The 24,045-nt window shown below is 58.8% G+C and carries 22 protein-coding genes; 13 read left to right on the forward strand and 9 right to left on the reverse strand.

All coding sequences use genetic code 11. The features are described 5' to 3' along the window. Window positions 1-64: 64 nt before the first annotated feature. The gene (locus AB5Z02_RS00405; RefSeq protein WP_110302630.1) at window positions 65-970 is read right to left on the reverse strand and encodes a TIGR01777 family oxidoreductase; all 906 of its coding nucleotides are present in this window, start codon (window positions 968-970) and stop codon (window positions 65-67) included. Window positions 971-1,222: 252 nt separating this feature from the next. Here AB5Z02_RS00405 and AB5Z02_RS00410 point away from each other — a divergent pair, with 252 nt between their 5' ends. Beyond that, entirely contained in the window at window positions 1,223-2,752 is a 1,530-nt protein-coding gene (locus AB5Z02_RS00410) for an EAL domain-containing protein (protein ID WP_368214913.1), read from the forward strand. 74 nt (window positions 2,753-2,826) lie between these two features. On the opposite strand, the gene AB5Z02_RS00415 is transcribed toward AB5Z02_RS00410, so the two are convergent. After that, window positions 2,827-4,008 (reverse strand): PLP-dependent aminotransferase family protein, encoded by a 1,182-nt coding sequence (locus AB5Z02_RS00415; RefSeq protein WP_368214916.1) that lies wholly within the window; start codon window positions 4,006-4,008, stop codon window positions 2,827-2,829. Window positions 4,009-4,357: 349 nt separating this feature from the next. On the opposite strand from AB5Z02_RS00415, the gene trmB reads away from it, so the two are divergent. The 6 genes from trmB to AB5Z02_RS00445 all read left to right on the forward strand — a co-directional run bounded on the left by trmB (window position 4,358) and on the right by AB5Z02_RS00445 (window position 8,802). Next, window positions 4,358-5,071, forward strand: a complete 714-nt coding sequence (trmB, locus tag AB5Z02_RS00420; protein ID WP_005335228.1) for a tRNA (guanosine(46)-N7)-methyltransferase TrmB — start codon at window positions 4,358-4,360, stop codon at window positions 5,069-5,071. A gap of 48 nt (window positions 5,072-5,119) precedes the next feature. Then, window positions 5,120-5,452, forward strand: a complete 333-nt coding sequence (locus tag AB5Z02_RS00425) for a YggL family protein (RefSeq protein WP_005348158.1) — start codon at window positions 5,120-5,122, stop codon at window positions 5,450-5,452. A gap of 122 nt (window positions 5,453-5,574) precedes the next feature. Then, a complete protein-coding gene (glsB, locus tag AB5Z02_RS00430) occupies window positions 5,575-6,495 on the forward strand; it encodes a glutaminase B (RefSeq protein WP_368214918.1) in 921 nt (306 codons plus the stop codon). A gap of 29 nt (window positions 6,496-6,524) precedes the next feature. Then, window positions 6,525-7,820, forward strand: a complete 1,296-nt coding sequence (locus AB5Z02_RS00435; protein ID WP_040066781.1) for a sulfurtransferase — start codon at window positions 6,525-6,527, stop codon at window positions 7,818-7,820. A 203-nt stretch (window positions 7,821-8,023) separates the two neighbouring features. Beyond that, window positions 8,024-8,233, forward strand: coding sequence for a YgdI/YgdR family lipoprotein (locus tag AB5Z02_RS00440; protein ID WP_005335219.1), 210 nt, complete (start codon window positions 8,024-8,026; stop codon window positions 8,231-8,233). Between the two features lie 167 nt (window positions 8,234-8,400). Further along, window positions 8,401-8,802, forward strand: a complete 402-nt coding sequence (locus AB5Z02_RS00445) for a DUF2541 family protein (RefSeq protein WP_005335217.1) — start codon at window positions 8,401-8,403, stop codon at window positions 8,800-8,802. Window positions 8,803-8,885: 83 nt separating this feature from the next. Here the strand turns inward: AB5Z02_RS00445 and mog are convergent, their stop codons facing one another. Beyond that, window positions 8,886-9,416, reverse strand: coding sequence for a molybdopterin adenylyltransferase (gene mog, locus AB5Z02_RS00450; protein WP_005354170.1), 531 nt, complete (start codon window positions 9,414-9,416; stop codon window positions 8,886-8,888). Between the two features lie 393 nt (window positions 9,417-9,809). On the opposite strand from mog, the gene AB5Z02_RS00455 reads away from it, so the two are divergent. From AB5Z02_RS00455 to folA, 4 genes are all read left to right on the forward strand, one after another. Continuing rightward, a complete protein-coding gene (locus AB5Z02_RS00455; RefSeq protein WP_005348142.1) occupies window positions 9,810-10,145 on the forward strand; it encodes a DUF3135 domain-containing protein in 336 nt (111 codons plus the stop codon). A 235-nt stretch (window positions 10,146-10,380) separates the two neighbouring features. After that, entirely contained in the window at window positions 10,381-11,178 is a 798-nt protein-coding gene (locus AB5Z02_RS00460) for a threonine/serine exporter family protein (RefSeq protein ID WP_005348133.1), read from the forward strand. Next, window positions 11,175-11,642 (forward strand): threonine/serine exporter family protein, encoded by a 468-nt coding sequence (locus AB5Z02_RS00465; protein WP_026035076.1) that lies wholly within the window; start codon window positions 11,175-11,177, stop codon window positions 11,640-11,642. Before AB5Z02_RS00460 ends, AB5Z02_RS00465 begins: the two co-directional genes overlap by 4 nt. 18 nt (window positions 11,643-11,660) lie before the next feature. Further along, entirely contained in the window at window positions 11,661-12,152 is a 492-nt protein-coding gene (folA, locus tag AB5Z02_RS00470; RefSeq protein ID WP_201972888.1) for a type 3 dihydrofolate reductase, read from the forward strand. A 79-nt stretch (window positions 12,153-12,231) separates the two neighbouring features. Here folA and AB5Z02_RS00475 read toward each other — a convergent pair whose 3' ends face one another. The 3 genes from AB5Z02_RS00475 to AB5Z02_RS00485 are packed head-to-tail and all read right to left on the reverse strand — an operon-like array spanning window position 12,232 to window position 16,530. Further along, window positions 12,232-13,026 (reverse strand): phosphoadenylyl-sulfate reductase, encoded by a 795-nt coding sequence (locus AB5Z02_RS00475; RefSeq protein ID WP_201972889.1) that lies wholly within the window; start codon window positions 13,024-13,026, stop codon window positions 12,232-12,234. Next, window positions 13,016-14,740, reverse strand: coding sequence for an assimilatory sulfite reductase (NADPH) hemoprotein subunit (gene cysI / locus AB5Z02_RS00480; protein ID WP_245147649.1), 1,725 nt, complete (start codon window positions 14,738-14,740; stop codon window positions 13,016-13,018). The genes AB5Z02_RS00475 and cysI overlap by 11 nt, the downstream gene beginning before the upstream one ends. Next, the gene (locus tag AB5Z02_RS00485; protein WP_368215017.1) at window positions 14,740-16,530 is read right to left on the reverse strand and encodes an assimilatory sulfite reductase (NADPH) flavoprotein subunit; all 1,791 of its coding nucleotides are present in this window, start codon (window positions 16,528-16,530) and stop codon (window positions 14,740-14,742) included. The genes cysI and AB5Z02_RS00485 overlap by 1 nt, the downstream gene beginning before the upstream one ends. A 189-nt stretch (window positions 16,531-16,719) precedes the next feature. On the opposite strand from AB5Z02_RS00485, the gene AB5Z02_RS00490 reads away from it, so the two are divergent. Beyond that, window positions 16,720-17,526 carry a PhzF family phenazine biosynthesis protein gene (locus AB5Z02_RS00490; RefSeq protein ID WP_368214923.1) on the forward strand — a complete coding sequence of 269 codons (807 nt, stop codon included), beginning with the start codon at window positions 16,720-16,722 and terminating at the stop codon, window positions 17,524-17,526. A gap of 120 nt (window positions 17,527-17,646) precedes the next feature. Here AB5Z02_RS00490 and lysS read toward each other — a convergent pair whose 3' ends face one another. Next, the gene (gene lysS / locus AB5Z02_RS00495) at window positions 17,647-19,182 is read right to left on the reverse strand and encodes a lysine--tRNA ligase (RefSeq protein WP_005335201.1); all 1,536 of its coding nucleotides are present in this window, start codon (window positions 19,180-19,182) and stop codon (window positions 17,647-17,649) included. A 16-nt stretch (window positions 19,183-19,198) separates the two neighbouring features. After that, window positions 19,199-20,297, reverse strand: a protein-coding gene (prfB, locus tag AB5Z02_RS00500) for a peptide chain release factor 2 (RefSeq protein ID WP_100645262.1) whose coding sequence is annotated in 2 segments (ribosomal slippage) — window positions 19,199-20,221 and window positions 20,223-20,297 — 1,098 coding nt in all. Because the reading frame shifts where the segments join, the coding sequence is not laid out codon by codon here. 256 nt (window positions 20,298-20,553) lie between these two features. Here prfB and AB5Z02_RS00505 point away from each other — a divergent pair. After that, window positions 20,554-22,425, forward strand: a complete 1,872-nt coding sequence (locus AB5Z02_RS00505; protein WP_368215018.1) for a methyl-accepting chemotaxis protein — start codon at window positions 20,554-20,556, stop codon at window positions 22,423-22,425. 240 nt (window positions 22,426-22,665) lie between these two features. Here AB5Z02_RS00505 and gltS read toward each other — a convergent pair whose 3' ends face one another. Continuing rightward, window positions 22,666-23,865, reverse strand: a complete 1,200-nt coding sequence (gene gltS / locus AB5Z02_RS00510) for a sodium/glutamate symporter (RefSeq protein ID WP_005348115.1) — start codon at window positions 23,863-23,865, stop codon at window positions 22,666-22,668. Window positions 23,866-24,045 lie beyond the last annotated feature (180 nt).

Below are 24,045 nucleotides of genomic sequence, written 5' to 3' on the forward strand. Positions count from 1 at the left end.
GACCATTGGCCGGGCTGCTTGCTATGTGAGGTGCTGATGAGCGGACGCAGCGAGCGGGTGTGAGTTAGCGGGGCTCACGCAGCAGATTGGTGAGGGCGCTCGGCAGTTCGGGATAGCTGAAGTGAAAACCGGCCTGTTGCAGCCGCGCTGGTATCACCTTTTGTCCGGTCAGCAGCAGATCGGCCGCCTCCCCCATCACCAGTTGCAACAGCGGCGCCGGGACGAAGAAGAGGTGTGGACGGTGCAGCGTGGTGGCAAGGGTCTGGCTGAACTCCCGGTTGCTGACCGGATGGGGCGCAGTGCCGTTGAAGATGCCGCTGCACTCTTCGTGATCCAGCAAGAACAGCATGGCGCGCACCAGATCCTGCACATGGATCCAGCTCATCATCTGGCTGCCCGATCCCATGGGGCCGCCGAGTCCGAGTCGGTAGGGGGGGAGCATTTTGGGCAGGGCGCCGCCATCCATGCCAAGCACCAGCCCGATCCGCACGATACAGACCCGGGTTTGGCGGCTCTGGGCCTCCTGCGCCAGGGTCTCCCACTGCTGGCAGAGCTGGTGGGTAAACTCGTCGTTGGGAGAGCGGCACTGCTCGTCGAGGGTTTCGGTGCCCTGTCTGCCATACCAGCCGATGGCGGAGGCGTTGATCAGCACCTTGGGCGGCGTGCTGGATAGCTTGATGAGATCCACCAGCTGCTCGGTCAACAGCCAGCGGCTATCGCAGAGCAGCTGTTTGCGCGACTCGCTCCAGCGTCCGGCGGCGATGGGTTCACCGGCCAGATTGATCACCGCGTCCACGTCATTGAGGTCATCGAGCCGGTCGAGGTTATCCAATACCTTGATATCGTGGCCCAGCAGGGAGTAAGCGCGGCTCCCCTGCCTACTCAATACCACGACCTCGTGATTGACCTTGAGATGGGCAACCAGCTTGCGGCCGATAAAGCCGGTTCCTCCGGTAATAAGAATCTTCATCGCTGCATGCTCCTGCTGCCGTTTGCTCAACTTTAATGGTGTGGCTTCCCTTCAACAAGTGAGACGTGCTTCGGGAGTTTTCTGTTTGACGTTTGTTAACTCTATCCTCTTCTTACGACATATTGTTGAACAATAGTTTGAATTGATTGATTTTTGTTGGGTGGACATTTGTTGAACAATCGCTATTATGGCGACCCTTTTCGCCTGTCCAACGAGGCTGTCACCCATTATCCGAGCATCAAAGAGGCCGCCATGCCATTTCGTCGTTTGAAACTTCGCCAGCTTTACTCGAGGATTCTCTTGGCGCTGCTGATGGGGGGCGGGATCCTGCTGCTGGGGGTTGTTGCCGTTATCTGGCAGACGGTGACGGAGACAGAGCGTGATGCCGATTCACGGTTGCAGCATGCCCGTGTGATGTTTGAGCGCTCCATCGGCCATGCCCAGCAGGCAGCCATCAATGTGAAGGGGATGCTTGGTCACTCGTGCAAGGAGGCGGCACAACTGCTGCGCGAACAGGTGGCCACGGTGCCTTATGTCCGTTCCGCCAATCTGGCTGTAGGCAGCCACATCTATTGCACCTCGCTCTATGGTGACTACGATGGCCCCTTCAATCCCGACCGCTATGTGGATGGCAGGTTGCAACTGCTGCCTGGCAATGAGGTCACACCGGATCGCCCCTTGATCGTGCTGCGTCATGAAACGGACAAGGGGAGTGTGCTGATCGGTGTAGATGGCTACTACCTGCGCAATACCCTGGAGATCTCCAGCAAGAACTCCCCGATGGCTCTGGTGGTGGGGCAGAGGGCACTGTTTGGCTCAGGTCAGGTCGGGGCGGCGCCCTCTCCGACAGAAGAGGGCTATATTGCCCTCGCTTCGGCCGATTTCCCCTACCAGGTCGTCACCCGGGTCACGGTGCATGACTACTGGAGCCACGCATGGCGCTATTCCAGATATACCTTGATCCTCTCTCCGCTGCTGGCGCTGCTGATTGGATTCGGCACCTTCAGGCTGATGGGGCGTAGCAGCTCGCCAGCGGAGGAGCTCAAGCGGGCGTTGATCGAGGAGGAGTTTATCCCCTATCTGCAGCCGGTGGTCTCCGGTGAGGATGAGCAGTGGCGTGGCTGTGAGGTGCTGATGCGCTGGCAGCATCCCAAGCAGGGGATGATCTCGCCGGATCGCTTTATTCCGCTGGCGGAAGATAGCGGGTTGATCGTGCCCATGACCAGCCTGTTGATGGCGCAGGTGCGCGACCACTTCTCCCCTTATGCCCGCAAGCTGCCGGCAAAGTTCCATTTTTGCTTCAATATCAGCGCCAAGCACTTTCAGGATCTCGACCTGTTGGCTGACTGCAAGGCGTTTCTCGACGCATTTAAAGACAATCCCGTTGATTTGGGGCTGGAGCTGACTGAGCGTGAACTGCTGGTGGCTGATGAGACAACGGCTCAGATGTTTGCCGAATTGCGCAAACTGGGCGTGTTGATCTCTATCGATGATTTTGGCACCGGTCACTCCAGTCTCACCTATCTGCAACAGTTTCAGGTCGATGCACTCAAGATTGATCGGAGCTTTGTAGAGATGATCGGCACGGATGCACTCTCAAGCCATATCGTTGAAAACGTGATTGATCTGGCGAAGCGACTTGAATTGATCCTGATCGCGGAGGGGGTCGAGAAGCAGTCGCAGGCGGACTACCTGCGGGCTCGCCACGTTGACTATCTGCAAGGGTATCGTTACAGCCGCCCCATCCCGATGAAGCAGTTTTGCAAGACCCTGTTTGGCTGAACGGTTGAATGGGGAGCATAAAAAAACCAGCGATCGCTCGCTGGTTTTTTGTTGGTACGGTTTGGCTTGGGCGATCAGAGCATGCGCTGGAGGGCGCGGGCCAAGCGTTTGACCCCCTCTTCAATGGTCGCTTCATCGACGCAGGAGAAGCTCAGGCGCAGGGTGTTCTTGATCTCGGGGCGCACGTAGAAGGGGGCGCCGGGTACGAAGGCCACCTTCTCCTTGATCGCCTCGTCAAACAGCGCCATGGCACTGATGTGGGTTGGCAGGGTCAGCCAGAGGAACATACCCCCTTCCGGTCGGGTGTAGCTGACGCCGGGCGGGCAGTGACGGGTCAGCGCGGCCTCCATGGCGGCACGCTGGCGACCATAGACCTCCTTGATCTTCTCCAAGTGAGCGTCGAGGGAGTTGTCGGTCAGGAAGCGGTGCAGCACCTGCTGGCTGAAGGCGTTGCTGTGCAGATCGGTCGCCTGCTTGGCGATGGTCACCTTCTTGCGCAGCCACTCCGGCATCACCATCCAGCCCAGACGGAAGGCGGGCACCACGGTTTTGGAAAACGAGCCGAGCAGCACGGTATTGTTTGGCGCCAGCTTGGCAATCGGGGGGAGATGCTCCCCTTCGAAGCGCAGCTCGCCGTAGGGATCATCTTCCACCATCAACAGCTCGTGGCGAACCAGCCGCTCGGCCAGTGCCTCGCGGTTGGAGCGGCTGTAGGAGACACCGCTCGGGTTCTGGAAGTTGGGCACGCCGTAGAGCAGCTTGGCATTGGAGCCGCTTGCCAGCAGCGCATCCAGCGCTGCCAGGTCCAGTCCCTCTTCTTCCAGGGTGATCGGCTTGAAGGTGGGCTGGTAGACAGAAAAAGCCTGAATGGCGCCAAGGTAACCCGGCTCTTCGATGATGAGATCCTGACCCTCGTCGATCAGCACCTTGCCCAGCAGATCCAGCGCCTGCTGGGAGCCGCTGGTGATGAGGATGTTGTCCGGATTGATCTGCATGCCGTGGCGGGCCAGATAGCGGTCGGCAATATATTGGCGCAGCGGGGCGAAGCCCTCGGTCGCCGCATATTGCAGGGCGGCAGCCCCTTGCTCGCGCAGCACATCCTGACAGGCCTGATCGATCGCCTTGACCGGAAACAGGTGGGGATTGGGCAGGCCACCGGCGAAGGAGATGATCTCCGGATTGGCGGCAACTTTGAGGATTTCACGGATAAAGGAAGGCTCGACCTTCTCGAAGCGCTGGGCAAAAAACGGCTGCATAGACAATTCTCTCGGCATGTGGGCGGTCGCTCCATTCGACCGCCAGGTTATCCGTTTGTATCAGATTTCAGAAATGAGGCAATGATTGTCACAAAAATCGCCAAAAAAGGGCTGGAACGACTCTACTGCGGATTATATTGGACGGTTAGTCGGTGTGGTGATGCCAGTGAGGGAGCAGGGAAGTGGATGGCCGGAATATTTGTTGCGCGAAACACTTGCGCCTTGGGCCTATCTTGGGATAATTCGCTCCCCTGTTTTCGCGGGTCGATGAAATGCCGAGCCGCGAGCGGTCCCGCTCGGGATCGGACACAAGATGTATTACCCGGATTGATGAAATAACGAGACCATTATGCCTGTGACCCAAGATGTATTTAACGAAGACGGCAAGTTCATGCGCAAGATCCGCAGCTTTGTCCGTCGCGAAGGCCGCCTGACCAAAGGGCAGGAGAAGGCCCTGGAAGAGCTCTGGCCGGTCATGGGCATCGATTTCGAGCCAAAGCAGCTCGATCTGGTCGCACTGTTTGGCCGTGAAGCACCTGTGGTGCTGGAGATCGGCTTTGGCATGGGCGCCTCTCTGGTAGAGATGGCCAAGAATGCCCCCGAGAAGAACTTCATTGGTATCGAAGTGCACTCCCCGGGCGTGGGTGCCTGTCTGGGTACCGCTCAGGAAGCGGGGGTCACCAATCTGAAGGTGATCTGCCACGATGCGGTGGAAGTGCTGGAGCACATGATCCCGAACGGTTCCCTCTCCTGCCTGCAGCTCTTCTTCCCGGATCCCTGGCACAAGAGCCGTCACCACAAGCGCCGCATCGTACAGCCTGCGTTTGCCCAGGACATTCGCCAGAAGCTGGCCATCGGTGGCGTGTTCCACATGGCGACCGACTGGGAAAACTATGCCGAGCACATGCTGGAAGTGATGAGCGCTGCCGAGGGTTACGAGAATACCTCTGCCACCGGCAACTGGGTGCCTCGTCCGGACTGGCGTCCGCTGACCAAATTTGAACAACGTGGCCACCGTCTCGGCCACGGGGTTTGGGATCTGATTTTCAAGCGTGTCAGCTAAGCTGGCACGTCAACACACCTAGCGTATCAACTAACTTGAGGAGCTATCATGGCCAATCGTAGCCGCCGCCTGCGCAAGAAACTGCGCGTCGATGAATTCCAGGAAATGGGTTTCGACATCAGTTTCAACTTCCCGGTCGGCACTGCCGAAGAGACCATCGATGCGGTAGTCGATGCGATGATCGATGAGGTTGTTGAACCCCGTAAACTGGCTTTTGCCGGCTCCGGTCACCTGGCCTGGGAAGGGATGATCTGCACCCAGCAACTGGGCAAGTGTACCGAAGAAGACCGCGCCGCCGTCAAATCCTGGCTGGAAGGCAAGGGGATGGAAGCCGTGGTCGTTACCGAGCTGTTCGACCTCTGGTACGGTGAACCGGCCTGATACAAGGCTGCCGCATCTGGCGCCTTGTTGTGGGTAACTGAAAAATCCCGCCGCTGGCGGGATTTTTGTCAGTGGGGATGGGATCTCCACCGCTGTTTTAGTCATGGAATCGCTTATTGCTTATGGTGTTGTCATCCGAATTACTGGCCAGCATCCTTGAAGAGGTGCGCCCGTTGCTGGGACAAGGCAAGGTGGCCGACTACATTCCGGCACTGGCTCAGGTACCGGCCGATCGGCTGGGTATCGCAGTCTGTACCGTCGAGGGGGAGCTGTTCACCGCCGGTGACGCTTTTGACCCCTTCTCCATCCAGAGTATCTCCAAGGCCCTGAGCCTGACCCTGGCACTCACCCTCTATCAGGAGGAGGAGATCTGGGCCCGGGTTGGCAAGGAGCCCTCCGGCCAGCCCTTCAACTCGCTGGTTCAGCTTGAGTTCGAGCAGGGGATCCCCCGCAACCCCTTTATCAATGCCGGGGCGCTGGTAGTGAGCGATCTGCTGGAGACCCGCCTCACTGCGCCCCGTCAGCGTACCCTTGAGCTGGTGCGCCGCCTTTCCGGCAATCCGGCCATCATGGCGGATCAGGTGGTCGCCCGCTCCGAATATCAGCACTCTGCCCGCAATGCCGCCATCGCCTATCTGATGAAGGCCTATGGCAACTTCGAAAACGAAGTGGACAAGGTGCTGCAAAGCTACTTCAATGCCTGTGCCATTCGCATGAGCTGCGTCGATCTGGCGCGGGCATTCATCTATCTGGCCAACCGTGGTGTACCACTGGGCGAGAGCGTACCGCTGCTGCCAGCCCGCACCACCAAGCAGGTCAACGCCCTGCTCGCCACCTGCGGCCTTTATGATGAGGCTGGCGATTTTGCCTATCGGGTCGGCATGCCGGGCAAATCGGGGGTCGGCGGCGGTATCATCGCCCTGATCCCGGGCGAGCTCTGCGTCTGTGTCTGGTCGCCCGAGCTCAACAAGGCCGGCAACTCGCTGGCGGGCACGGCGGCACTGGAGCTGCTGGCCGAGCGGCTGGGCCGCTCCATTTTTTAACCTTGTTCACTATGAATCGAGAAATCACCATGAAACGACATCTTCGCTTCCTGCAGGCCGCGCTGGCGACCTTACTGCTCTGGTGTGCCCTGCCCGCCGTGGCAGGGGAGTTGCCACCGCTCTCGCTGGCCGATGCCAAGGCCAAACAGGCTGTCATCCTGGATACCCGCGCCAGCTACTTCTATCAGGGGTGGCCGATGGAAGGGGAGAAGCAGGGCGGTCATGTGGCGGGCGCTGAGAACCTCTCAGCAGAATGGAAATACAGCGATGAAGAGTGGCCAAAGGCGCTCGAGATCAAGGGGCTGAAGGCCGATCGTCCGGTTGCCCTCTACGGTGCGTCCCGCGAAGTGGCCGAGGTGGCCCGTCTGCTGCGCAAGCAGGGGATCAAGCAGCTGTTCGAGCTGCAAGGATGGCAAGCCGCACCGCGCGAGTCGCTGGCACGCTGGCAGCAGCTGGTCTATCCGCGCTGGTTGGCGGATCTGCAAGAGGGCAAGCCGGTTGCGGCGGCGCCCAAGGGAGACTGGAAGCTGTTTGAAGTGGATTGGGGTTCACCCAAGGCCTACCTCATCAGCCACATCCCGGGGGCCGGATATATCGATACCAACAGCCTCGAAGAGGAGCCGCTGTGGAACAAGGTCTCTGACGAAGCGCTCAAGAAGCTGCTGCTGGATAACGGCATCCGTCACGACACCACCGTCATCCTTTACGGTCGCAACACCATGGCGGCTGCCCGTGCTGCGCACCTGATGATGTATGCGGGGGTGGAAGATGTGCGCCTGCTGGACGGTGGCCTGGATGCCTGGTTTATCCAGCACCTGCGTACCGAAACCGGTCTGCCCAACAAATATGAGCCGGTGAAGGAGTTTGGCGTGGCCATTCCCGCTCACCCCGAGTACTACACCACGCTAAGTCAGGCGAAAGAGCTGCTCAAGCAGCCCGATAGCGCACTGGTCAGCGTGCGTACCTGGGACGAGTTTGTCGGCAACACCTCAGGTTACAGCTACATCAAGCCGAAGGGCGATATCCCGGGGGCCAAGTGGGGTCATGGTGGCGTCGATGCCAACAGCATGAGCGACTTCCACAACCCGGACGGCACCATGAAGCCAGCCCGCGAGATCCTCGCCATGTGGGAGCAGTGGAATATCGAGCCAACTCAGCAGGCTGCGTTCTACTGCGGTACCGGCTGGCGCGCCTCCGAGGCCTTCTTCTACGCCTGGCTGATGGACTGGAAACAGATCAGCGTCTACGACGGCGGTTGGTACGAGTGGAGTTCCGATCCCAAGAACCCGACCGTGACCGGTGAGCGTCAGCCTGCCAAGTCATGATTGCGCATTTGCGCTTGAAAGAAGAGGCCGGACAGAGATGTCCGGCCTTTTTCATTGCGCTCGCCACCCGGCCAGATAACTAGGCTAAGTCGCTGATTATTGACGGCGATCCCGCTTTGCTCATCCCATCATCCCGTACCGTGCGATTGAACTAGGCTTCAAGAAACATCCTCGTGGTGAGGATGATCGCAGAAGAGGCCGCAATGAAAAAACTGATGATGATCCTGGTGTGTGCCCTGGGGCTGGTGGCATGCAGCTCCCAATACATCATGAGCACCAAGGATGGCAAGATGATCACCACAGAGAGCAAACCCAAGCTGGACGAGAGCACCGGCATGTATCGCTATTACGATCATGAAGGGCGCGAGGTGATGATCAAGAAAGATGACGTGACTCAAATCATGGAGCGCTAAGCGCTCTCTTGCCGCAAGGGCCGCTATCTGCGGCTCTTCTCTTTTTGCCGAAAAGTCGCGCTGTTTTCTCTGTTGATCCCCGCACATTCGCAGCAAATTCAGTCGTGATACAGCTTCCGTTATGGTTTAACCCTTATCATCACACTCCATTTTTTATTGGAGGTGTTATGTCCTTGATGTCTATCTGGAATTCCCGTTTTTCTGCACGCAGCTTGCTGGGTGGTGCCTTGCTGGTGGTGGCGTCAGCCAGCCATGCCGGTGACGATCAGTTCACGCTGGGGCGGACTATTTTGCTGGGAGCCGGTGATCATGGTGCGACAATTCCTTTGGTGGTTTGCCGTCAGACCAAATATATCAAGGTGAAGGCGGAGCGTGATTTGACCCTGGATCGGGTGGTGGTGACCTATGGCGGTGATCGTACCAAGACCATTCGTTTCGATCGGGAAATGAGCAGTGATAAAGAGACCGAGTGGAAATCACTGGGCTCGCGTCGCTGTGTGAAAAAAATCGAAGTGTACGGTAATTCAGAGCGCAGCAAAGCGGGCGTAAAAGTATTCGGCCGCAAATAATTGATGCGTTTTTTCTGCGCAGACAGATGAGTTAAAAATAATGGCGAGCCGTGGCTCGCCATTATTTTTTATGGTCGGGTTCGCTATTTTTTCGGCCGAAATGGCTTGATGACGGTTTCATCGCACTCAAGATACGGCCCTTCCATCAAATCGATACAGTAGGGGATGGCGGGGAAGACTGCATCCAGACATTCGCGGATTGATTTGGGCTTGCCCGGCAGATTGACGATCAGGGTATCGTCGCGCAGCCCGGCAGTCTGGCGCGAAAGAATGGCGGTCGGCACAAATTTGAGGGATTCGGCCCGCATCAGCTCGCCAAAGCCCGGCATCATGCGGTCACATACCGCCTCGGTCGCTTCCGGCGTGACATCCCGCTTGGCCGGGCCGGTGCCGCCTGTGGTGACGATGAGACAGCACTGCTCCTCATCCGCCAGCCGGATCAGGGTCGCTTCAATCTGATCCTGCTCATCGGGGATCACCTGATAGACAGGTTCCCACTCCGAGGTCAGATAGGCGTTCAGGGTGTCGATGATGGCCTTGCCGGAGAGGTCTTCATAGATGCCCGCGCTGGCGCGATCGCTGACGGTGACGATACCGATTTTTGCCTTGCTCATGGTCTGCTCTTGAATGTCCGATAAAAGTGGCAATTAAAATAACATAATCAGTGAGATATGTTAAACCGTCAGGAGATGACGCGGGTCGGTGAGGGAAGAATAAAGTGTCGAATGAAGCAAAATAAGGCCACCCGGATTTTTATTTGCAATAAAAAACAGAAAATCACAACCTAAAATGTATAAGTGTTTTATCTCGCCTGAATTAAAAACAATCGCTTGTTTCCAAACACAATTAAAATAGATAGACACCCTCGTAGTGACCATTGTCCGGTTTAGTCGCCAGTGGATGGATTGAACCCTTTTTAGCCGCGTCGTATATACAGATTTATATGGCTGGGACGTGATGGTGTGGTACTGCAGTGTGTTGCCAGCAATAGTCGCCAAGGAGGGCATATGGAGTTGCCTGATTTTGACACCCTGAAGGAGTTGGCTGCGAGTGAGCCCTCCCGGCTGGATGCGATTCTGGAGCAGCAGATCGACCAGTTGATGGCCCGAGCGAGCCCCGATCAGCAGCGCCGTCTGCGCGGGTTGCAGTTCAAGATTGATGGTCAGCGCCGTCTGGCGAAAAACAATCTTGATAGCTGTATCCGGATTACCAACATGATGCGGGAATCTTTTTATTTGATGCGCAGCGAAATGAGCCAGTTCAGAGAAGAGGGGGACCCTCCGCCTGAAAGCGATGGCAGTGGTAAAATAATCCGTCTGGCGGACTATCGACGTCGTAAATAATCTGCAATAACCCCCTTGGTTGATATTTCAGCCAAATCGGTGAGGCCATAATAAAGGGAAATGCTGGCGACCTGATTGTTATGGTTTTTAATGTTAGTCGTAATGTATTTGTGATGTAATTTCTTTTCTCCTTCTTGTAATAACTAATTAGTCAGGTTGTGATAGGGGTGGATGAATAACAGTAAAAGTTAGGCTAATATGGCCGAAATTTTTATTGCTACGACTCGAAGGGATTATGAGAAGTATCACACCAAGACGGGTGTTGTCGCGGGAGCAACAGACAGAGATCACCCGCATTATCGTCAAGGTGGGTCAGATGTTGGCCCAGTTCGGGGCGGAGAGCCGGATCATCGAGCAGACCACGGTGCGGCTGGGGATGGCGCTGGGGCTGGAGAGTGTCGAAATGGCCATCTCTTCCAGTGCCATCGTACTCACCAGTCTCTATCAGGGGGGTTGCGTCACCACTACCCGGCGGGTGCGCGAACATGGCATCAATATGCAGGTGGTGTGCGAGATCCAGCGGATCTGCATCATGGCGGAAAAAGAGCTGATCGGTGCCCGTGAAGTGCGCCAGCGCCTCGAAGCCATCGTCCCCTTCCACTATCACCCCTGGCTGGTGGTCCCCATGGTGGGGCTCTCTTGCGGCGCCTTCAGCCTGTTGTTTGGTGGTGACTGGCCCATCTTCCTGGTGACTTGCTTCTCGTCTGCCGTGGCGATGCGGGTGCGTCAGCTGATGGCCCGCCATCACCATAGCCCGCTCATCAACTTTGCCGCCACCGGCTTTATCGCTACTTTGCTCTCCTCCAGCGCCACCTTCTTCAACTGGGGTGACCAGCCCTATCTCGCCATGGCGGCCAGCGTGCTGCTGCTGGTGCCGGGCTTTCCGCTGATCAATGCGGTCTCCGACATGGTGAAGGGCTACTTCAACATGGGGCTGGCCCGCTGGGGGACCGCGACCTTGCTGACCATCAGCGCCGCCATAGGTATCATTTTGGCCATGTCGGTCACCGGGATCTGGGGGTGGAAAGTATGATGGATTTGCTCTGGCTACTGGCCAAGGATGCCTTCTGGTCCTCCATCCCGGCGGTGGGGTTTGCCATGCTGTTCAACGTGCCGCCACGGATGCTGAAGTATTGCGCCATGGGCGGCGCGCTGGCCCACAGCCTGCGTACCCTGCTGATCCACTATGGTATGCCCATCGAGTGGGCGACGCTGGCTGCGGCGACCACGGTCGGCTTTGTCTGCGTCTACTGGTCTCGCCGTCTGCTGGCGCCGCGTCCGGTGTTCAGCGTTGCCTCCATCATTCCGATGATCCCGGGCAGTTATGCGTTCAAGACCATGATTGCGGTGGTAGAGCTCAACATCAATGGCGTGACCATGGAGTTGATCCAGAGTGCGGTGGAGAACGGCCTCAAGGCGCTCTTTATCGTCGGTGCTCTCAGTTTCGGTTTGGCGATCCCCTCTCTGGTCGTGTACCGTAACCGCCCCATAATCTGACAGACGGTGAGAGGCCCCATGAAGATTTCCATGATTGCCGCCATGGCCCACGACAGGGTGATCGGCAAGGACAACCAGATGCCCTGGCATCTGCCTGCCGATCTGGCTCACTTCAAGCGTGTCACCCTCGGTAAACCGGTATTGATGGGGCGCAAGACCTTCGAATCTATTGGTCGACCGCTGCCCGGACGGCGCAATCTGGTGATCAGTCGCAATCCCGGCTATCAGGCTGAGGGCATTGAGGTGGTGGGCTCCGTCGAGGCGGCGCTGGCGCTGTTGGCAGGCAGCTCGGTGGAGGAGTTGATGGTGATCGGTGGTGGTCATCTCTATGCCGAGATGTTGCCGAGCGCGGATTGCCTCTATCTGACGCAAATCGATCTGGCGGTGGAGGGGGATACCCGTTTCCCCGCTTTTGACGATGGCCACTGGCAACGCGTTGATTGCGAGAGCCACCCTGCCGATGAGAAGAACCCGCACCCCTATAGCTTCGAGACCTGGCTACGCCGCTGACGGGCGAATGCTAATGGGCAAATAACAACAAGGGCATCTTCGGATGCCCTTGTTGTTCTGTTGGGTTTTCAAGACGGGATTAGATGCCTGAGCCGTCGTTCTCGCCATTTTCCTCGTGCAAACCGCACTCGCGCTTGAGGCCGAAGAAGCGGGTCTGCTCCTCGCTCATGCCCGGTTCCCACTTGGCGGTGGTGTGGACATCGCCCACCGAGAGATAACCCTGCTCCCACAGCGGGTGGTAGGGGAGGTCGAACTCCTTGAAGTAGTAGAAGACATCCTTGTTGCTCCAGTCGATCACCGGCAGGAACTTGAAGCGGCCGCGCTGGATGCCCAGCACCGGCAGCTTGCCACGGCTGCCGGACTGCTCCCTGCGCAGGCCGGAGAACCAGGTCTGGGCCCCCAGCTCACGCAGGGCGCGGTCCATCGGCTCCACCTTGTTGAGCTGGTTGTAGCGGGTGATCCCCTCCACCCCCTGCTCCCACAGGAGGCCAAATCGCGCCTCCTGCCAGGCTGGGCTGAGCTCGGCCCGATAGATCTTGAGATTTAGCGCGAGGCGCTCGGTCAGCTCGTCGATAAAGCGGTAGGTCTCGGGGAACAGATAACCGGTATCGGTCAGCACCACCGGCACATCGGCCCGCTCGCGGCTCACCAGATGGAGCATCAGCGCCGCCTGAATGCCGAAGCTGGATGAGAGCACATGCTCCCCCGGCAGATTTGCCAGGGCCCAGCGCACCCGCTCGGGGGCACTCATGGTATCCAGCTCCCGGTTGAGGGGCGCCAGCGCCTCGACTTGCTCCTCACGGCCGAGGGCCAGCAGTGCCTGTAGGTCAAGACTGCCATCTTCAGTGACATTAAGCGGCAGATTAAGCGGCATAGAAATCCCTCGCAGAATCGATAACGGGGGCAATCACCCCAACTCGGATCACGAAGTCGCCGAAGCACTCACCTTGATTGCGCTCGGTGGCCCAGCGGCCGATCAACGCGTCCAGTTCGGCCAGGATCTGCGGCTCGGTGATGTTCTCCTGATAGAGGCGCGGAATGCGGGTCCCCTCCAGGTTGCCTCCCAGATGGAGGTTGTAGCGGCCGGGCGCCTTGCCCACCAGACCCACTTCCGCCAGCATGGCGCGGCCGCAGCCGTTGGGGCAGCCGGTGACCCGGAAGATGATGGCGTCATCAGCCAGGCCGTGCTTGGCCAGTAAGCCTTCGATGTCGGTGACAAACGCCGGCAGCATGCGCTCCGCTTCAGCCATCGCCAGCGGGCAGGTGGGCAGGGCCACACAAGCCATGGACTGCTTGCGCTGCTCGCTTACGCCGTCATCCAGCAGGCCGTATTGGCGCGCCAGCCCTTCGATGCGGGCTTTCTCGCTGGCAGGTACCCCGGCGATGATCAGGTTTTGGTTGGCGGTCAGGCGAAAATCCCCCTGATGCACCTTGGCGATCTCCAGCATGCCGGTTTTGAGCGGCTTGCCCGGGAAGTCAAGCAGGCGGCCATTCTCGATAAACAGGGTGAGGTGGTGCTTGCCGTCGATCCCCTCGACCCAACCGAAGCGATCGCCACGGCTGGTGAACTCATAGGGGCGAACCGGCCCGAACTGGATGCCAGCGCGACTCTCCACCTCGGCCTTGAAGGCTTCGACGCCAACCCGTTCAAGGGTGTACTTGGTCTTGGCGTTCTTGCGGTTTACCCGGTTACCCCAGTCGCGCTGGGTGCTGACCACGGCGGCGGCCACCTCCAGCACGTGGGAGAGCGGAATAAAGCCAAAGTCGCTCGCCTTGCGCGGGTAGGTGCTGGTGTCGCCGTGGGTCATGGCGAGGCCACCACCCACCAGCACGTTGAAGCCTACCAGCTTGCCGTGTTCGGCAATCGCTACGAAGTTGAGATCGTTGGCGTGGATATCCACGTCGTTATGAGGCGGGATCACCACAGTGGTCTTGAATTTGCGCGGCAGGTAGTTGGAACCCAGGATCGGCTCCTCATCCTGCCCCAGTTTTTCACCGTCCAGCCAGATCTCCACGTAGGCGCGGGTCTTGGGCAGCAGGTGTTCGGATATCTTCTTGGCCCACTCGTAGGCCTCCTGATGCAGCTCGGACTCCACCGGGTTGCTGGTGCAGAGCACGTTGCGGTTCACATCGCCGGCGGTGGCGATGGAATCGATGCCGGTGCTGTTGAGGGTCTGGTGCATCAGCTTGATGTCGCGCTTCAATACCCCGTGGAACTGGAAGGTCTGACGGGTGGTCAGGCGGATGCTGCCGTAGAGGCTGTGCTCTTCGGCGAACTTGTCGATGATCTGCCACTGGGCCGGGGTGATGATCCCACCCGGCAGGCGGGCACGCAGCATGACGTTGTGCAGCGGCTCCAGCTTCTGGGCAGCGCGCTCCGGGCGGATGTCGCGGTCATCCTGCTGATACATGCCGTGAAAGCGGATCAGCTGGAAGTTGTCGCCGTTGAAGCCGCCGGTGAGCGGGTCTTGCAGATCTTGCTCAATGGTGCCGCGCAGGAAGTTGCTCTCGCGCTTGAGGCGCTCGTTGTCGGCCAGCGGCCCTTCGACCGGTCCCGCTTTGGGGTGAGAAAGAGGTTGTTTGCTCATCAATAGACATCCCTTTGATAACGTTTGGCACGACGCAATTCGCTCAAATACTCTTCTGCTTCCTGACGGCTCTTGTGGCCGTGTTCGGCAATCACTTCCAGCAGGGCCTCCTGCACATCTTTGGCCATCTTGTTGGCGTCACCACACACATAGAAGTGAGCGCCTGCTTCCAGCCACTGGTAGAGCTCCTGGCCCGCTTCACGCAGACGGTCCTGCACATAAATCTTGTTGGCCTGATCCCGGCTGAAGGCTAGCGAGATCTTCGACAGCAGCCCAGATTTCACATAACGCTGCCACTCCACCTGATAGAGGAAATCCTGGGTAAAGTGGGGGTTGCCGAAGAAGAGCCAGTTCTTGCCCTCGGCCCCCTGCGCTTCCCGTTCCTGCATAAAGGCGCGGAACGGGGCGATGCCGGTGCCCGGGCCCACCATGATGACGGGGGTGTCGGGGTTTTGCGGCAGGCGGAAGTTGTCGTTGTGCTCCACAAACACCCGCACCTCGCCATCCTCAATCAGCCGATCCGCCAGATAGGAGGAGGCGGCGCCAGAGCGCACAGTGCCATCTTCCTGCGGGTAACGCACCACACCGACGGTTAGGTGCACCTCCTCTTCCACTTCGCTCTGGGCAGAGGCGATGGAGTAGAGGCGCGGGGTGAGGGGGCGCAGCAGGCTGACCAGCTGCTCGGTCGTGAGGGCGGTCGGGAAGCGTTTCAGCACATCCACCACCTGGGCAGAGGCGACCAGTGCATTGACCTGGGCCTTGTCGCCAGCCAGATCTTTCAGCGCCGCATTATCCGATATGTCAGCGAGCCCTGTGATAAAGCTGCCGTGCAGCCGGGTCAGTTCGAAGTGACTGGTCAGGGCTGCGCGCAAGGCGCCGTGGGCCGTGGCTTCATCGCCAGAGAGGCCGGTCAGGGCCAGCACTTCGCCCACCAGTTCGGCGTCATTGTCGAACCAGACGCCGAGGGCATCACCCGGTTGATAGGTGATGCCGGAGTCGGCCAGATTGATCTCGATATGGCGGATATCCTTGGTGGAATCCCGGCCGGTGATCTTCTGATTGACCGACAGGCGGGCAGGGAAGGGATTCTCCTTGCTGTACTGGCTGTGGCCAACCGCCTGCTGTACCGCGCTGGCTACGCTGCTGCCAGCAGGGCTGGCAGAGAGGGTGGCGGCGATGGCGTTGAGTGCCTGCTCGCCCCAACTCTTGGCCGCATCCTGATAATCCACATCAAGGCTGGCGAGTTCATAAATGCGCTCGGCCCCAGCTTTGGCGAGGAAGTCGTCAAAATCTTTGCCGGTCTGGCAGAAAAATTCGTAGGAGCTGTCACCCAGCCCCAGCACCGCGAACTTGAGGCCGTCCAGCTTGCCAATCTTGCCTTTTTTAAGCTGCTCGAACAGATCGACGGCGCTCTCCGGCGGTTCACCCTCCCCGTAAGTGCTCACTACCACCAGCAGGTGGCTCTCTTTCTTGAGCTGCTTGGGTTTGTAGTCGGCCATCGACGCTAGGGTGACCGGTAGACCGCGGGCCTCGGCCTGCGCCTTGATGGCAGTGGCGACCCCTTTGGCGTTGCCGGTCTGGGAGCCGTAGAGAATGGTCAGGCTGCCGCTGGGCGCAGCCACGGCGGCGCTGGTTGCAACGCCTTGGTGACCGCTCTGGGAGAGGCCGTAGAGATATCCGCTCACCCAGGCCAGTTGCTGGGTATTGAGGGTCGAGAGTACCTGACCCAACTGACGTTGCTGCTCGTCAGAGAGGGGGGATAGGTTGAATGGGGAATCCTTCAATTGCATCACACGCGTCTTCCATGGTCTGATTTTTGGCCAGATTAAAGGGCGTGTTGGATAACAACAAAGAATAAAAATGTCTTCTTTATTCTATTAATGCATTAAAGGGGCAGAGGTACGCCTGTTCCCGCAGCAAAAGAGGGGCGTGGTATAAAGAGCGTTAAATGAGAGCCACTTGATAACACAGGAAGTGCCATGTCGAATATCCGATTGTTTCATGTCAATGCGTTCAGTCAGCAGCCCCTTGGTGGCAATCCCGGGGTGGTCGTATTGGGAGCAGCCCTGCCTGATGCCAGCCAGTTGGCGATGGCGGCCGAGTTCAATCTCTCCGAGACGGCCTTTCTGGTGCGACTTGGCAGGGCCCATTACCAGTTACGCTGGTTCACACCGAAAGTCGAGGTTGATCTCTGCGGTCATGGCACCTTGGCGGCTGCTCATGTGTTGTGGCAGACAGGGGCGGTCGCTGCACACGAGACTATCCGCTTCGAGACCCGCAGTGGTGAGCTGCTGGCCCGGCGCGAAGGGGAGTGGATTTGGCTCGATTTTCCGCGTATCGCGTTGACGCCACTGACGCTGGATCCCGCCTATGCTGCCGCGCTTGGTTGCCAGCCACGACAGACCTTGGCGGTCGGGGCCAAGTTCTTGCTGGAGCTGGCAAGTGAAGAGGAGATCCGTGCGCTTTTGCCAGATTTTCATGCTCTGCGTGCTTTGCCGGGACGGGGGGTGATAGTTACGGCACCCTCAAACGGCCCGAACCATGACTTTGTCTCCCGCTATTTCGCCCCTTGGGTGGGCGTCGATGAGGATCCGGTTACTGGTTCCAACCACTGCGCTCTGGCGCCCTTTTGGGCCGAACGGCTTGGTAAACGGCAACTGCGGGCCCGTCAGATTTCGGCCCGTGGTGGTGAGTTGCGGCTTGAACTGCAGGAGGGTCGGGTACTGATGGCCGGTCAGGCCGTCACCTTGTGGCAGGGAGAGTGGCTGCTACCGCCAGCCTCATAAGCGGTAAGCGTTCGTCAATTGTTGTGAGCATTATAAAAAAACGCCCCGCAGTGGCGGGGCGTTTTTATTGGCTATCACGCTCGGGATTGACCCAAGGGATGTAGCTAACTTCTGCGGGCCTTATTTCTGCGGACGCAGGGCCGGGAACAGGATGACGTCACGGATGGTGTGGCTGTTGGTGAACAGCATTACCAGACGGTCGATACCGATGCCCTGACCGGCAGTCGGCGGCAGGCCGTGTTCCAGTGCGGTGACAAAGTCGGCGTCGTAGAACATGGCTTCGTCGTCGCCTGCTTCTTTCTGATCAACCTGATCCTGGAAGCGCTTGGCCTGGTCTTCTGCATCGTTCAGCTCGGAGAAGCCGTTGGCCAGCTCGCGGCCACCGATGAAGAATTCGAAGCGGTCGGTTACATCCGGGTTCACGTCGTTGCGGCGGGCCAGCGGAGATACGGCAGCCGGGTACTCGGTGATGAAGGTCGGTTGCAGCAGCATGTGCTCCACGGTCTCTTCGAAGATCGCGGTGATCACGTGGCCCAGCTCCCAGCCCTTCATCAGCTCGATGTGCAGACGCTTGGCAACGGCCTTGGCGCTCTCGAGGGTAGCCAGATCGTCCAGGGTCACATCCGGGTTGAACTTCAGGATGGACTCGACCATGGTGAGGCGCTGGAACGGCTGACCGAAATCGATGGTCAGGCCCTCTTCGCCCTCTTTGGCGTAACGGATCTTGGTGTCGCCCAGAATGTCCTGCGCCAGGGTGCGCAGCAGCTCTTCGGTCAGGTCCATCAGATCGATGTAGTCGGCGTAGGCCATGTAGAACTCGATCATGGTGAACTCGGGGTTGTGACGCACCGAGATACCTTCGTTACGGAAGTTGCGGTTGATCTCGTAGACACGCTCGAAACCACCGACCACCAGACGCTTCAGGTAGAGCTCCGGAGCGATACGCAGGTACATGTCGATGTCCAGCGCATTGTGGTGAGTGACGAACGGACGCGCGGAGGCACCACCCGGGATGACTTGCATCATCGGGGTTTCCACTTCCATGAAGCGCTTTTCGTTGAAGAACTTGCGGATACCGGCAACCACCTGGGTGCGGATCATGAAGGTCTTGCGGGACTCTTCGTTGGCGATCAGATCCAGGTAGCGCTGGCGGCAGCGAGCTTCCTGGTCGGTCAGGCCTTTGTGCTTCTCGGGCAGCGGACGCAGCGCCTTGGTCAGCAGGCGGATATCGGAAACGTGAACGGAGAGCTCACCGGTCTGGGTCTTGAACAGGGTACCTTCGACACCCACGATGTCGCCCAGATCCCACTTCTTGAACTGCTCGTTGTAGAAACCTTCCGGCAGGTCGTCACGGGTGACGTAGACCTGGATCTTGCCGGCCATGTCCTGCAGGGTGGCGAAAGAAGCCTTGCCCATGATCCGGCGGGTCATGATGCGACCGGCAATCTTCACCCGTTTACCCAGGCTCGTCAGCTCCTCGGCGCTCTTGTCGTCGAACTCTGCGTGCAGATCGCCAGAGAGGCTGTCGCGACGGAAGTCGTTGGGGAACGGATTACCCTGGGCGCGCAGGGCGGCCAGCTTGGAACGACGCTCGGTCATCTCGTTGTTGAGTTCGAGAGTTTGGTCGACTTCCGGAGTGATGGTTTGTTCAGACATGGTGATTCCTGCTTGTTTACAGACCTGATTTCAGGCTGGCTTCGATAAACTTGTCCAAGTCACCGTCGAGCACCGATTGGGTATTACGGGTTTCGACGCCGGTGCGCAGATCCTTGATACGGGAGTCATCCAGCACATAGGAACGGATCTGGCTGCCCCAACCGATATCAGACTTGGTCTCTTCCAGGGCTTGTTTCTCAGCGTTCTGCTTCTGAATTTCCAGCTCGTAGAGCTTGGCTTTCAGCTGCTTCATACACTGGTCTTTGTTTTTGTGCTGGGAACGGTCGTTCTGGCACTGTACCACGACACCGGTCGGAACGTGGGTAATACGCACCGCGGATTCGGTTCGGTTAACGTGCTGACCACCGGCACCGGAGGCACGGTAGACGTCGATCCGCAGATCCGCCGGGTTGATCTCGATATCGATATCGTCGTCGATCTCGGGGTAGACGAACACAGAACAGAAGGAGGTGTGACGGCGGCCACCGGAATCGAACGGAGACTTGCGAACCAGACGGTGCACGCCGGTTTCAGTACGCAGCCAGCCGAACGCATATTCGCCGGTGAACTTGATGGTGGCGGATTTGATACCGGCCACGTCGCCTTCGGAGCATTCAATCAGCTCGGGCTTGTAACCGTGGGCATCGCCCCAGCGCAGGTACATGCGCAGTACCATGTTGGCCCAATCCTGTGCTTCGGTACCACCGGAGCCGGATTGAATATCGATATAGCAGTCGGAGCCGTCGTGCTGACCGGAGAACATGCGGCGGAACTCGAGATCCACCAGCTTGGCTTCCAGCTGTTCGGATTCGGCGATGGCTTCGTTGAAGGTCTCTTCGTCTTCCCCTTCCACGGCCAGGCTCACCAGCATCTCGACGTCATCCACGCCCTGGGTCAGGGTGTCGATGGTGCCGACCACGTTTTCCAGCGCTACGCGCTCTTTGCCCAGCGCCTGTGCGCGCTCGGGTTCATTCCATACGTCCGGCTGTTCCAGCTCGGCGTTGACCTCTTCTAGACGCTCTTTCTTGGCGTCATAGTCAAAGGTACCCCCTAAGAAGCTCGGTCCGCTCAGACAGCTCCTTAAGTTTATTTAATACGGGATTAACTTCGAACATCGTGAAAACTCTCAGGGTCGATGTGATTTAAAAACGGGATATTCTAGCCAATTGTGGAAGGAATAAACAGGGTTGCCTTGGCTTGTGCGGCTCATGCCGTCAATTTCTGGTGCACTTTTCTCCACCTCGGTAGAAAATATCGCCCGCCGACCCATTTTCAGGTTCAGTTTTGGCCATTCGGGTCGCTAATGACTACGTGTAGTGTTGTGCAATTTAGGGAAAAACCCGCTCCTCACCTCAATAAGAAGAACACATGATGAAAAACCTGTCACTCAAGCAGAAGATACTGTTGTCAGTGGTGATCGCCCTTTCGTTGGTGATTTTGTTGCTCTCCTGGCAGAGCTATAGCAGCCAGAAGTCCCTGTTGCTGCAAGGCAGCCAGGAGCAGTTGCAACGGCTGGGTACCCAGCAGGCCGAGCGTGTCAGCGACTGGCTCGCCGCCCGTCGCGACGTGATCCAGGCGCTCGGCAACAAGGCCGGTGCCGACCCCCTCAATGCCTTGCAACAGGCACAAGTTTCCGGCCGTTTCCAGCTCACCTATTTCGGTGAGAGCAGCGGCAAGATGAATGACTCCGATCCCTCCATCAACCGCGATGGCTACGACCCGCGCTCCCGTGGCTGGTACCAGGAGGCGATGAGCAAAGGTGGCCTGATTGTCACCAAACCCTATCTCGATGTGGCTTACAACATCATGGTGGTGACCCTGGCCCAGCCGGTTGCTGGCGGGGTCGTCGGTGGTGACCTCTCCATCGCCTCGCTGGTGGAAGACGTGACCAAGATGCAGCTGCCTGCCGACGGTTTCGCCATCATGATGCACAAGGATGGCACCATCATCGCCTATAAGGATGCTGCCAAGGCGATGAAACCGGCCAGCGAGATCGACAACGATCTGACCAACGCGCTGATCGAGCAGAGCAAGTCGAGCAAGGAACTGGTGCCGGCCTACTTCGACAACGAAGGTCGCGACAAGCTGCTGTGGGCGGCTGATATCCCCGACACGGATTGGGAGCTGGTGCTGGTGCTGGACAAGGCCGCGCTGGAAGCGCCGCTCTCCTCTCTGCTGATGACCCAGCTGGGGATGGCGCTGCTGGTGCTGGTGGGGAGCATCCTCGCTATCTCCTGGCTGGTCAGCATGCTGCTTGGCCCGCTCACCAAGGTCTCCCAGGCGTTGGCCCGCATTGCCGATGGTAACGGCGATCTGACCCAGCGCATCAAGATCGACGCCAACGACGAAGTGGGCCAACTGGCCAACAGCTTCAACCGTTTCGTCGGCAGCCAGCATCAGCTGATCGGCAATATCCGTCAGCTGGCCAACGAGTTGAACGCCGATGCCGAGCGCAGTCTGGTGACCAACCAGGCCGCGGTGGACGAGCTGCAGCGTCAGCAGCAAGAGGTGACCATGGTCGCCACTGCGGTCACCGAGATGGCGAGCGCTACCATGGAGATCGCCGGCAACGCCGAGAATACCGCCGCCGCTGCCCAGCAATCTGCCCAGAGCAGTGAGCAGGGCAAGATGCTGGTCAACAAGACCCGCCAGTCCATCAATGGTCTGGCTGAAGAGGTGGGGCAGGCGACCGAGGTGATCGGCGAGCTGAGCCGTCACGCGCAGGCCATCACCAGCATTCTCTCCACCATTCAGGGGATTGCCGAGCAGACCAACCTGCTGGCGCTGAACGCAGCCATTGAAGCGGCCCGTGCCGGTGAGCAGGGGCGTGGTTTTGCGGTGGTGGCTGATGAGGTGCGGGTACTGTCGCGCCGTACCCAGGACTCCACCCAGCAGATCCAGTCCACCATCGAGACCCTGCAACAGACTACCGCCCGTGCGGTGAGCCTGATGCAGACCAGTCAGGGGCTGGCGGACAACAGCGTGCAGGATGCCGATCAGGCGGTGCGTGCGCTGGAAGAGATCACCAGCGCCATCTCCCTCATCTCCGACATGGCGGGTCAGATCGCCACTGCCGCCGAGGAGCAGACCCAGGTGACCGGCGAGATCACCCAGAACACCACCGCCATCAAGGATGTGAGTGACGAGATCACCGCCGCCGCCATGCGCGATCTGGATCAGGCCCACAGCCTCAAAGGGCGTGCAGCTGACCTTAACCAGCAGGTGTCGACCTTTATCCTGTAAGGTGCAACTCACGGTCTGTTCCGGCTGAGATAAACAAGCCCCGTCCTCTGTCGAGTGCGGGGCTTTTTGTTGTTCGGAGGGTGTGCGGGCTTGGTGATTTCGGGCTGTCTAGGTTGCTCGCGGGTCACTCTGGTGGCGGATACGAGCCCCGGTTCTGCCTGCGTCAGCTGGCGAGTAGAGAACAAACAAAGAGCCCACCGAAAGGTGGGCTCTGATCATATACGTCTGACGGAAAGGGAATTACAGGAATGGCATCGCCATAAACAGCTTGATCACCATGGCGTTGATGATGTCGATAAAGAAGGCGCCCACCATGGGCACCACCAGAAACGCCAGGTGGGAGGGACCGAAGCGCTGGGTGATGGCCTGCATGTTGGCGATGGCTGTCGGGGTGGCCCCGAGGCCAAAGCCGCAGTGACCTGCCGCCAGCACGGCCGCATCGTAATTTTTGCCCATCACCCGGAAGGTGACGAAGATGGCGTAGAGCGCCATCGCCACTGTCTGGGCGGCCAGCAGGATGAAGATGGGCAGTGCCAGGCTGGCCAGATCCCACAGTTTCAGGCTCATCAGTGCCATGGCGAGGAACAGCGACAGGCTGACGTTGCCCAGCAGGGAGACCTCGCGATCGCTCACCTCATGCCAGTTCAGCAGGGTCAGGACGTTGCGCAGCAGCACGCCGACAAACAGCACGCAGACAAAGATCGGCAGCTCGAAGGCGCCCCCTTTGAGCGAGGCGGAGAGCAGCTCGCCGCCCTTGAGGCTGATGGCGATCAATGCCAGCGTTTCGATAACGCTGAAAGTGGTGAGGGGGCGCTCCATATCGGGCATTTCGAAGCCCTGTGGGGCCTCATCCTGATTGTGCTCCTCACCGGGCACCTGCACTTTCTTCACCAGATAGCGAGCCACCGGGCCGCCGATCAGTCCGCCCAGCACCAGACCGAAGGTGGCACAGGCGATGGCGAGTTCGGCGGCGGATTGCACCCCGTATTTCTCGGAGAAGGTAGCGCTCCAGGCCGCACCGGTGCCGTGGCCGCCGGAGAGTGTGATGGAGCCGGCCAGCAGCCCCATGTGGGGATCCAGACCGAGCAGGGTCGCCAGACCGACACCCAGACTGTTCTGCACCAGCAGCAGGCCGGTGACCACCATCAGGAAGGTAACCACCGCCTTGCCGCCGCGTTTCAGGCTGGCGAGATCGGCGGAAAGACCGATGGAGGCGAAGAAGGCCAGCATCAGCGGGGTTTGCAGACTGGTATCAAATTGCAGCTCCATTTGCAGGGTGGAGCGCAGCAGCAGTAGTACCAGCGCGACCACCAGGCCGCCGGCTACCGGTTTGGGGATGTTGAAGGTACGCAGCAGCCCGACTCGGGTAACCAACACCCGGCCAAGCAGCAATACCAGAGTGGCAGCGACCAGCGTTGCGTAGGAATCAAGTTGTAACATTCAGTACTCCCATGTTGATTGGCTGTGTCTTTCATAGCAAAAGACTTACAGATTCAGCCGGGATGAAAACAGTGTGGCTTATGTGCCAGCAAAGAAGGGGAAACATCTCCCCGCCCCAGGAAAGATGGGGCTTGTGCGGGCCTGAAATGCTCAGGCATCCAGATGAGATTTTAGTAAAAT

Origin of the sequence: Aeromonas sp. R2-3 (assembly GCF_040908375.1) — a bacterium.
GTDB classification, from domain to species: Bacteria; Pseudomonadota; Gammaproteobacteria; order Enterobacterales; family Aeromonadaceae; genus Aeromonas; species Aeromonas veronii.

Coding starts and splice junctions, on each gene's coding strand:
- AB5Z02_RS00490 (WP_368214923.1), top strand. CDS start 16,720: ATGTCGAATATCCGATTGTTTCATGTCAATGCGTTCAGTCAGCAGCCC.
- mog (WP_005354170.1), bottom strand. CDS start 9,416: ATGAGCAAGGCAAAAATCGGTATCGTCACCGTCAGCGATCGCGCCAGC.
- AB5Z02_RS00475 (WP_201972889.1), bottom strand. CDS start 13,026: ATGCCGCTTAATCTGCCGCTTAATGTCACTGAAGATGGCAGTCTTGAC.
- AB5Z02_RS00485 (WP_368215017.1), bottom strand. CDS start 16,530: ATGCAATTGAAGGATTCCCCATTCAACCTATCCCCCCTCTCTGACGAG.
- AB5Z02_RS00440 (WP_005335219.1), top strand. CDS start 8,024: ATGAAAAAACTGATGATGATCCTGGTGTGTGCCCTGGGGCTGGTGGCA.
- AB5Z02_RS00415 (WP_368214916.1), bottom strand. CDS start 4,008: ATGCAGCCGTTTTTTGCCCAGCGCTTCGAGAAGGTCGAGCCTTCCTTT.
- cysI (WP_245147649.1), bottom strand. CDS start 14,740: ATGAGCAAACAACCTCTTTCTCACCCCAAAGCGGGACCGGTCGAAGGG.
- AB5Z02_RS00435 (WP_040066781.1), top strand. CDS start 6,525: ATGAAACGACATCTTCGCTTCCTGCAGGCCGCGCTGGCGACCTTACTG.
- AB5Z02_RS00505 (WP_368215018.1), top strand. CDS start 20,554: ATGAAAAACCTGTCACTCAAGCAGAAGATACTGTTGTCAGTGGTGATC.
- glsB (WP_368214918.1), top strand. CDS start 5,575: ATGGTGTTGTCATCCGAATTACTGGCCAGCATCCTTGAAGAGGTGCGC.
- AB5Z02_RS00425 (WP_005348158.1), top strand. CDS start 5,120: ATGGCCAATCGTAGCCGCCGCCTGCGCAAGAAACTGCGCGTCGATGAA.
- folA (WP_201972888.1), top strand. CDS start 11,661: ATGAAGATTTCCATGATTGCCGCCATGGCCCACGACAGGGTGATCGGC.
- trmB (WP_005335228.1), top strand. CDS start 4,358: ATGCCTGTGACCCAAGATGTATTTAACGAAGACGGCAAGTTCATGCGC.
- AB5Z02_RS00465 (WP_026035076.1), top strand. CDS start 11,175: ATGATGGATTTGCTCTGGCTACTGGCCAAGGATGCCTTCTGGTCCTCC.
- AB5Z02_RS00445 (WP_005335217.1), top strand. CDS start 8,401: ATGTCCTTGATGTCTATCTGGAATTCCCGTTTTTCTGCACGCAGCTTG.
- lysS (WP_005335201.1), bottom strand. CDS start 19,182: ATGTCTGAACAAACCATCACTCCGGAAGTCGACCAAACTCTCGAACTC.
- AB5Z02_RS00410 (WP_368214913.1), top strand. CDS start 1,223: ATGCCATTTCGTCGTTTGAAACTTCGCCAGCTTTACTCGAGGATTCTC.
- gltS (WP_005348115.1), bottom strand. CDS start 23,865: ATGTTACAACTTGATTCCTACGCAACGCTGGTCGCTGCCACTCTGGTA.
- AB5Z02_RS00405 (WP_110302630.1), bottom strand. CDS start 970: ATGAAGATTCTTATTACCGGAGGAACCGGCTTTATCGGCCGCAAGCTG.
- AB5Z02_RS00455 (WP_005348142.1), top strand. CDS start 9,810: ATGGAGTTGCCTGATTTTGACACCCTGAAGGAGTTGGCTGCGAGTGAG.
- AB5Z02_RS00460 (WP_005348133.1), top strand. CDS start 10,381: ATGAGAAGTATCACACCAAGACGGGTGTTGTCGCGGGAGCAACAGACA.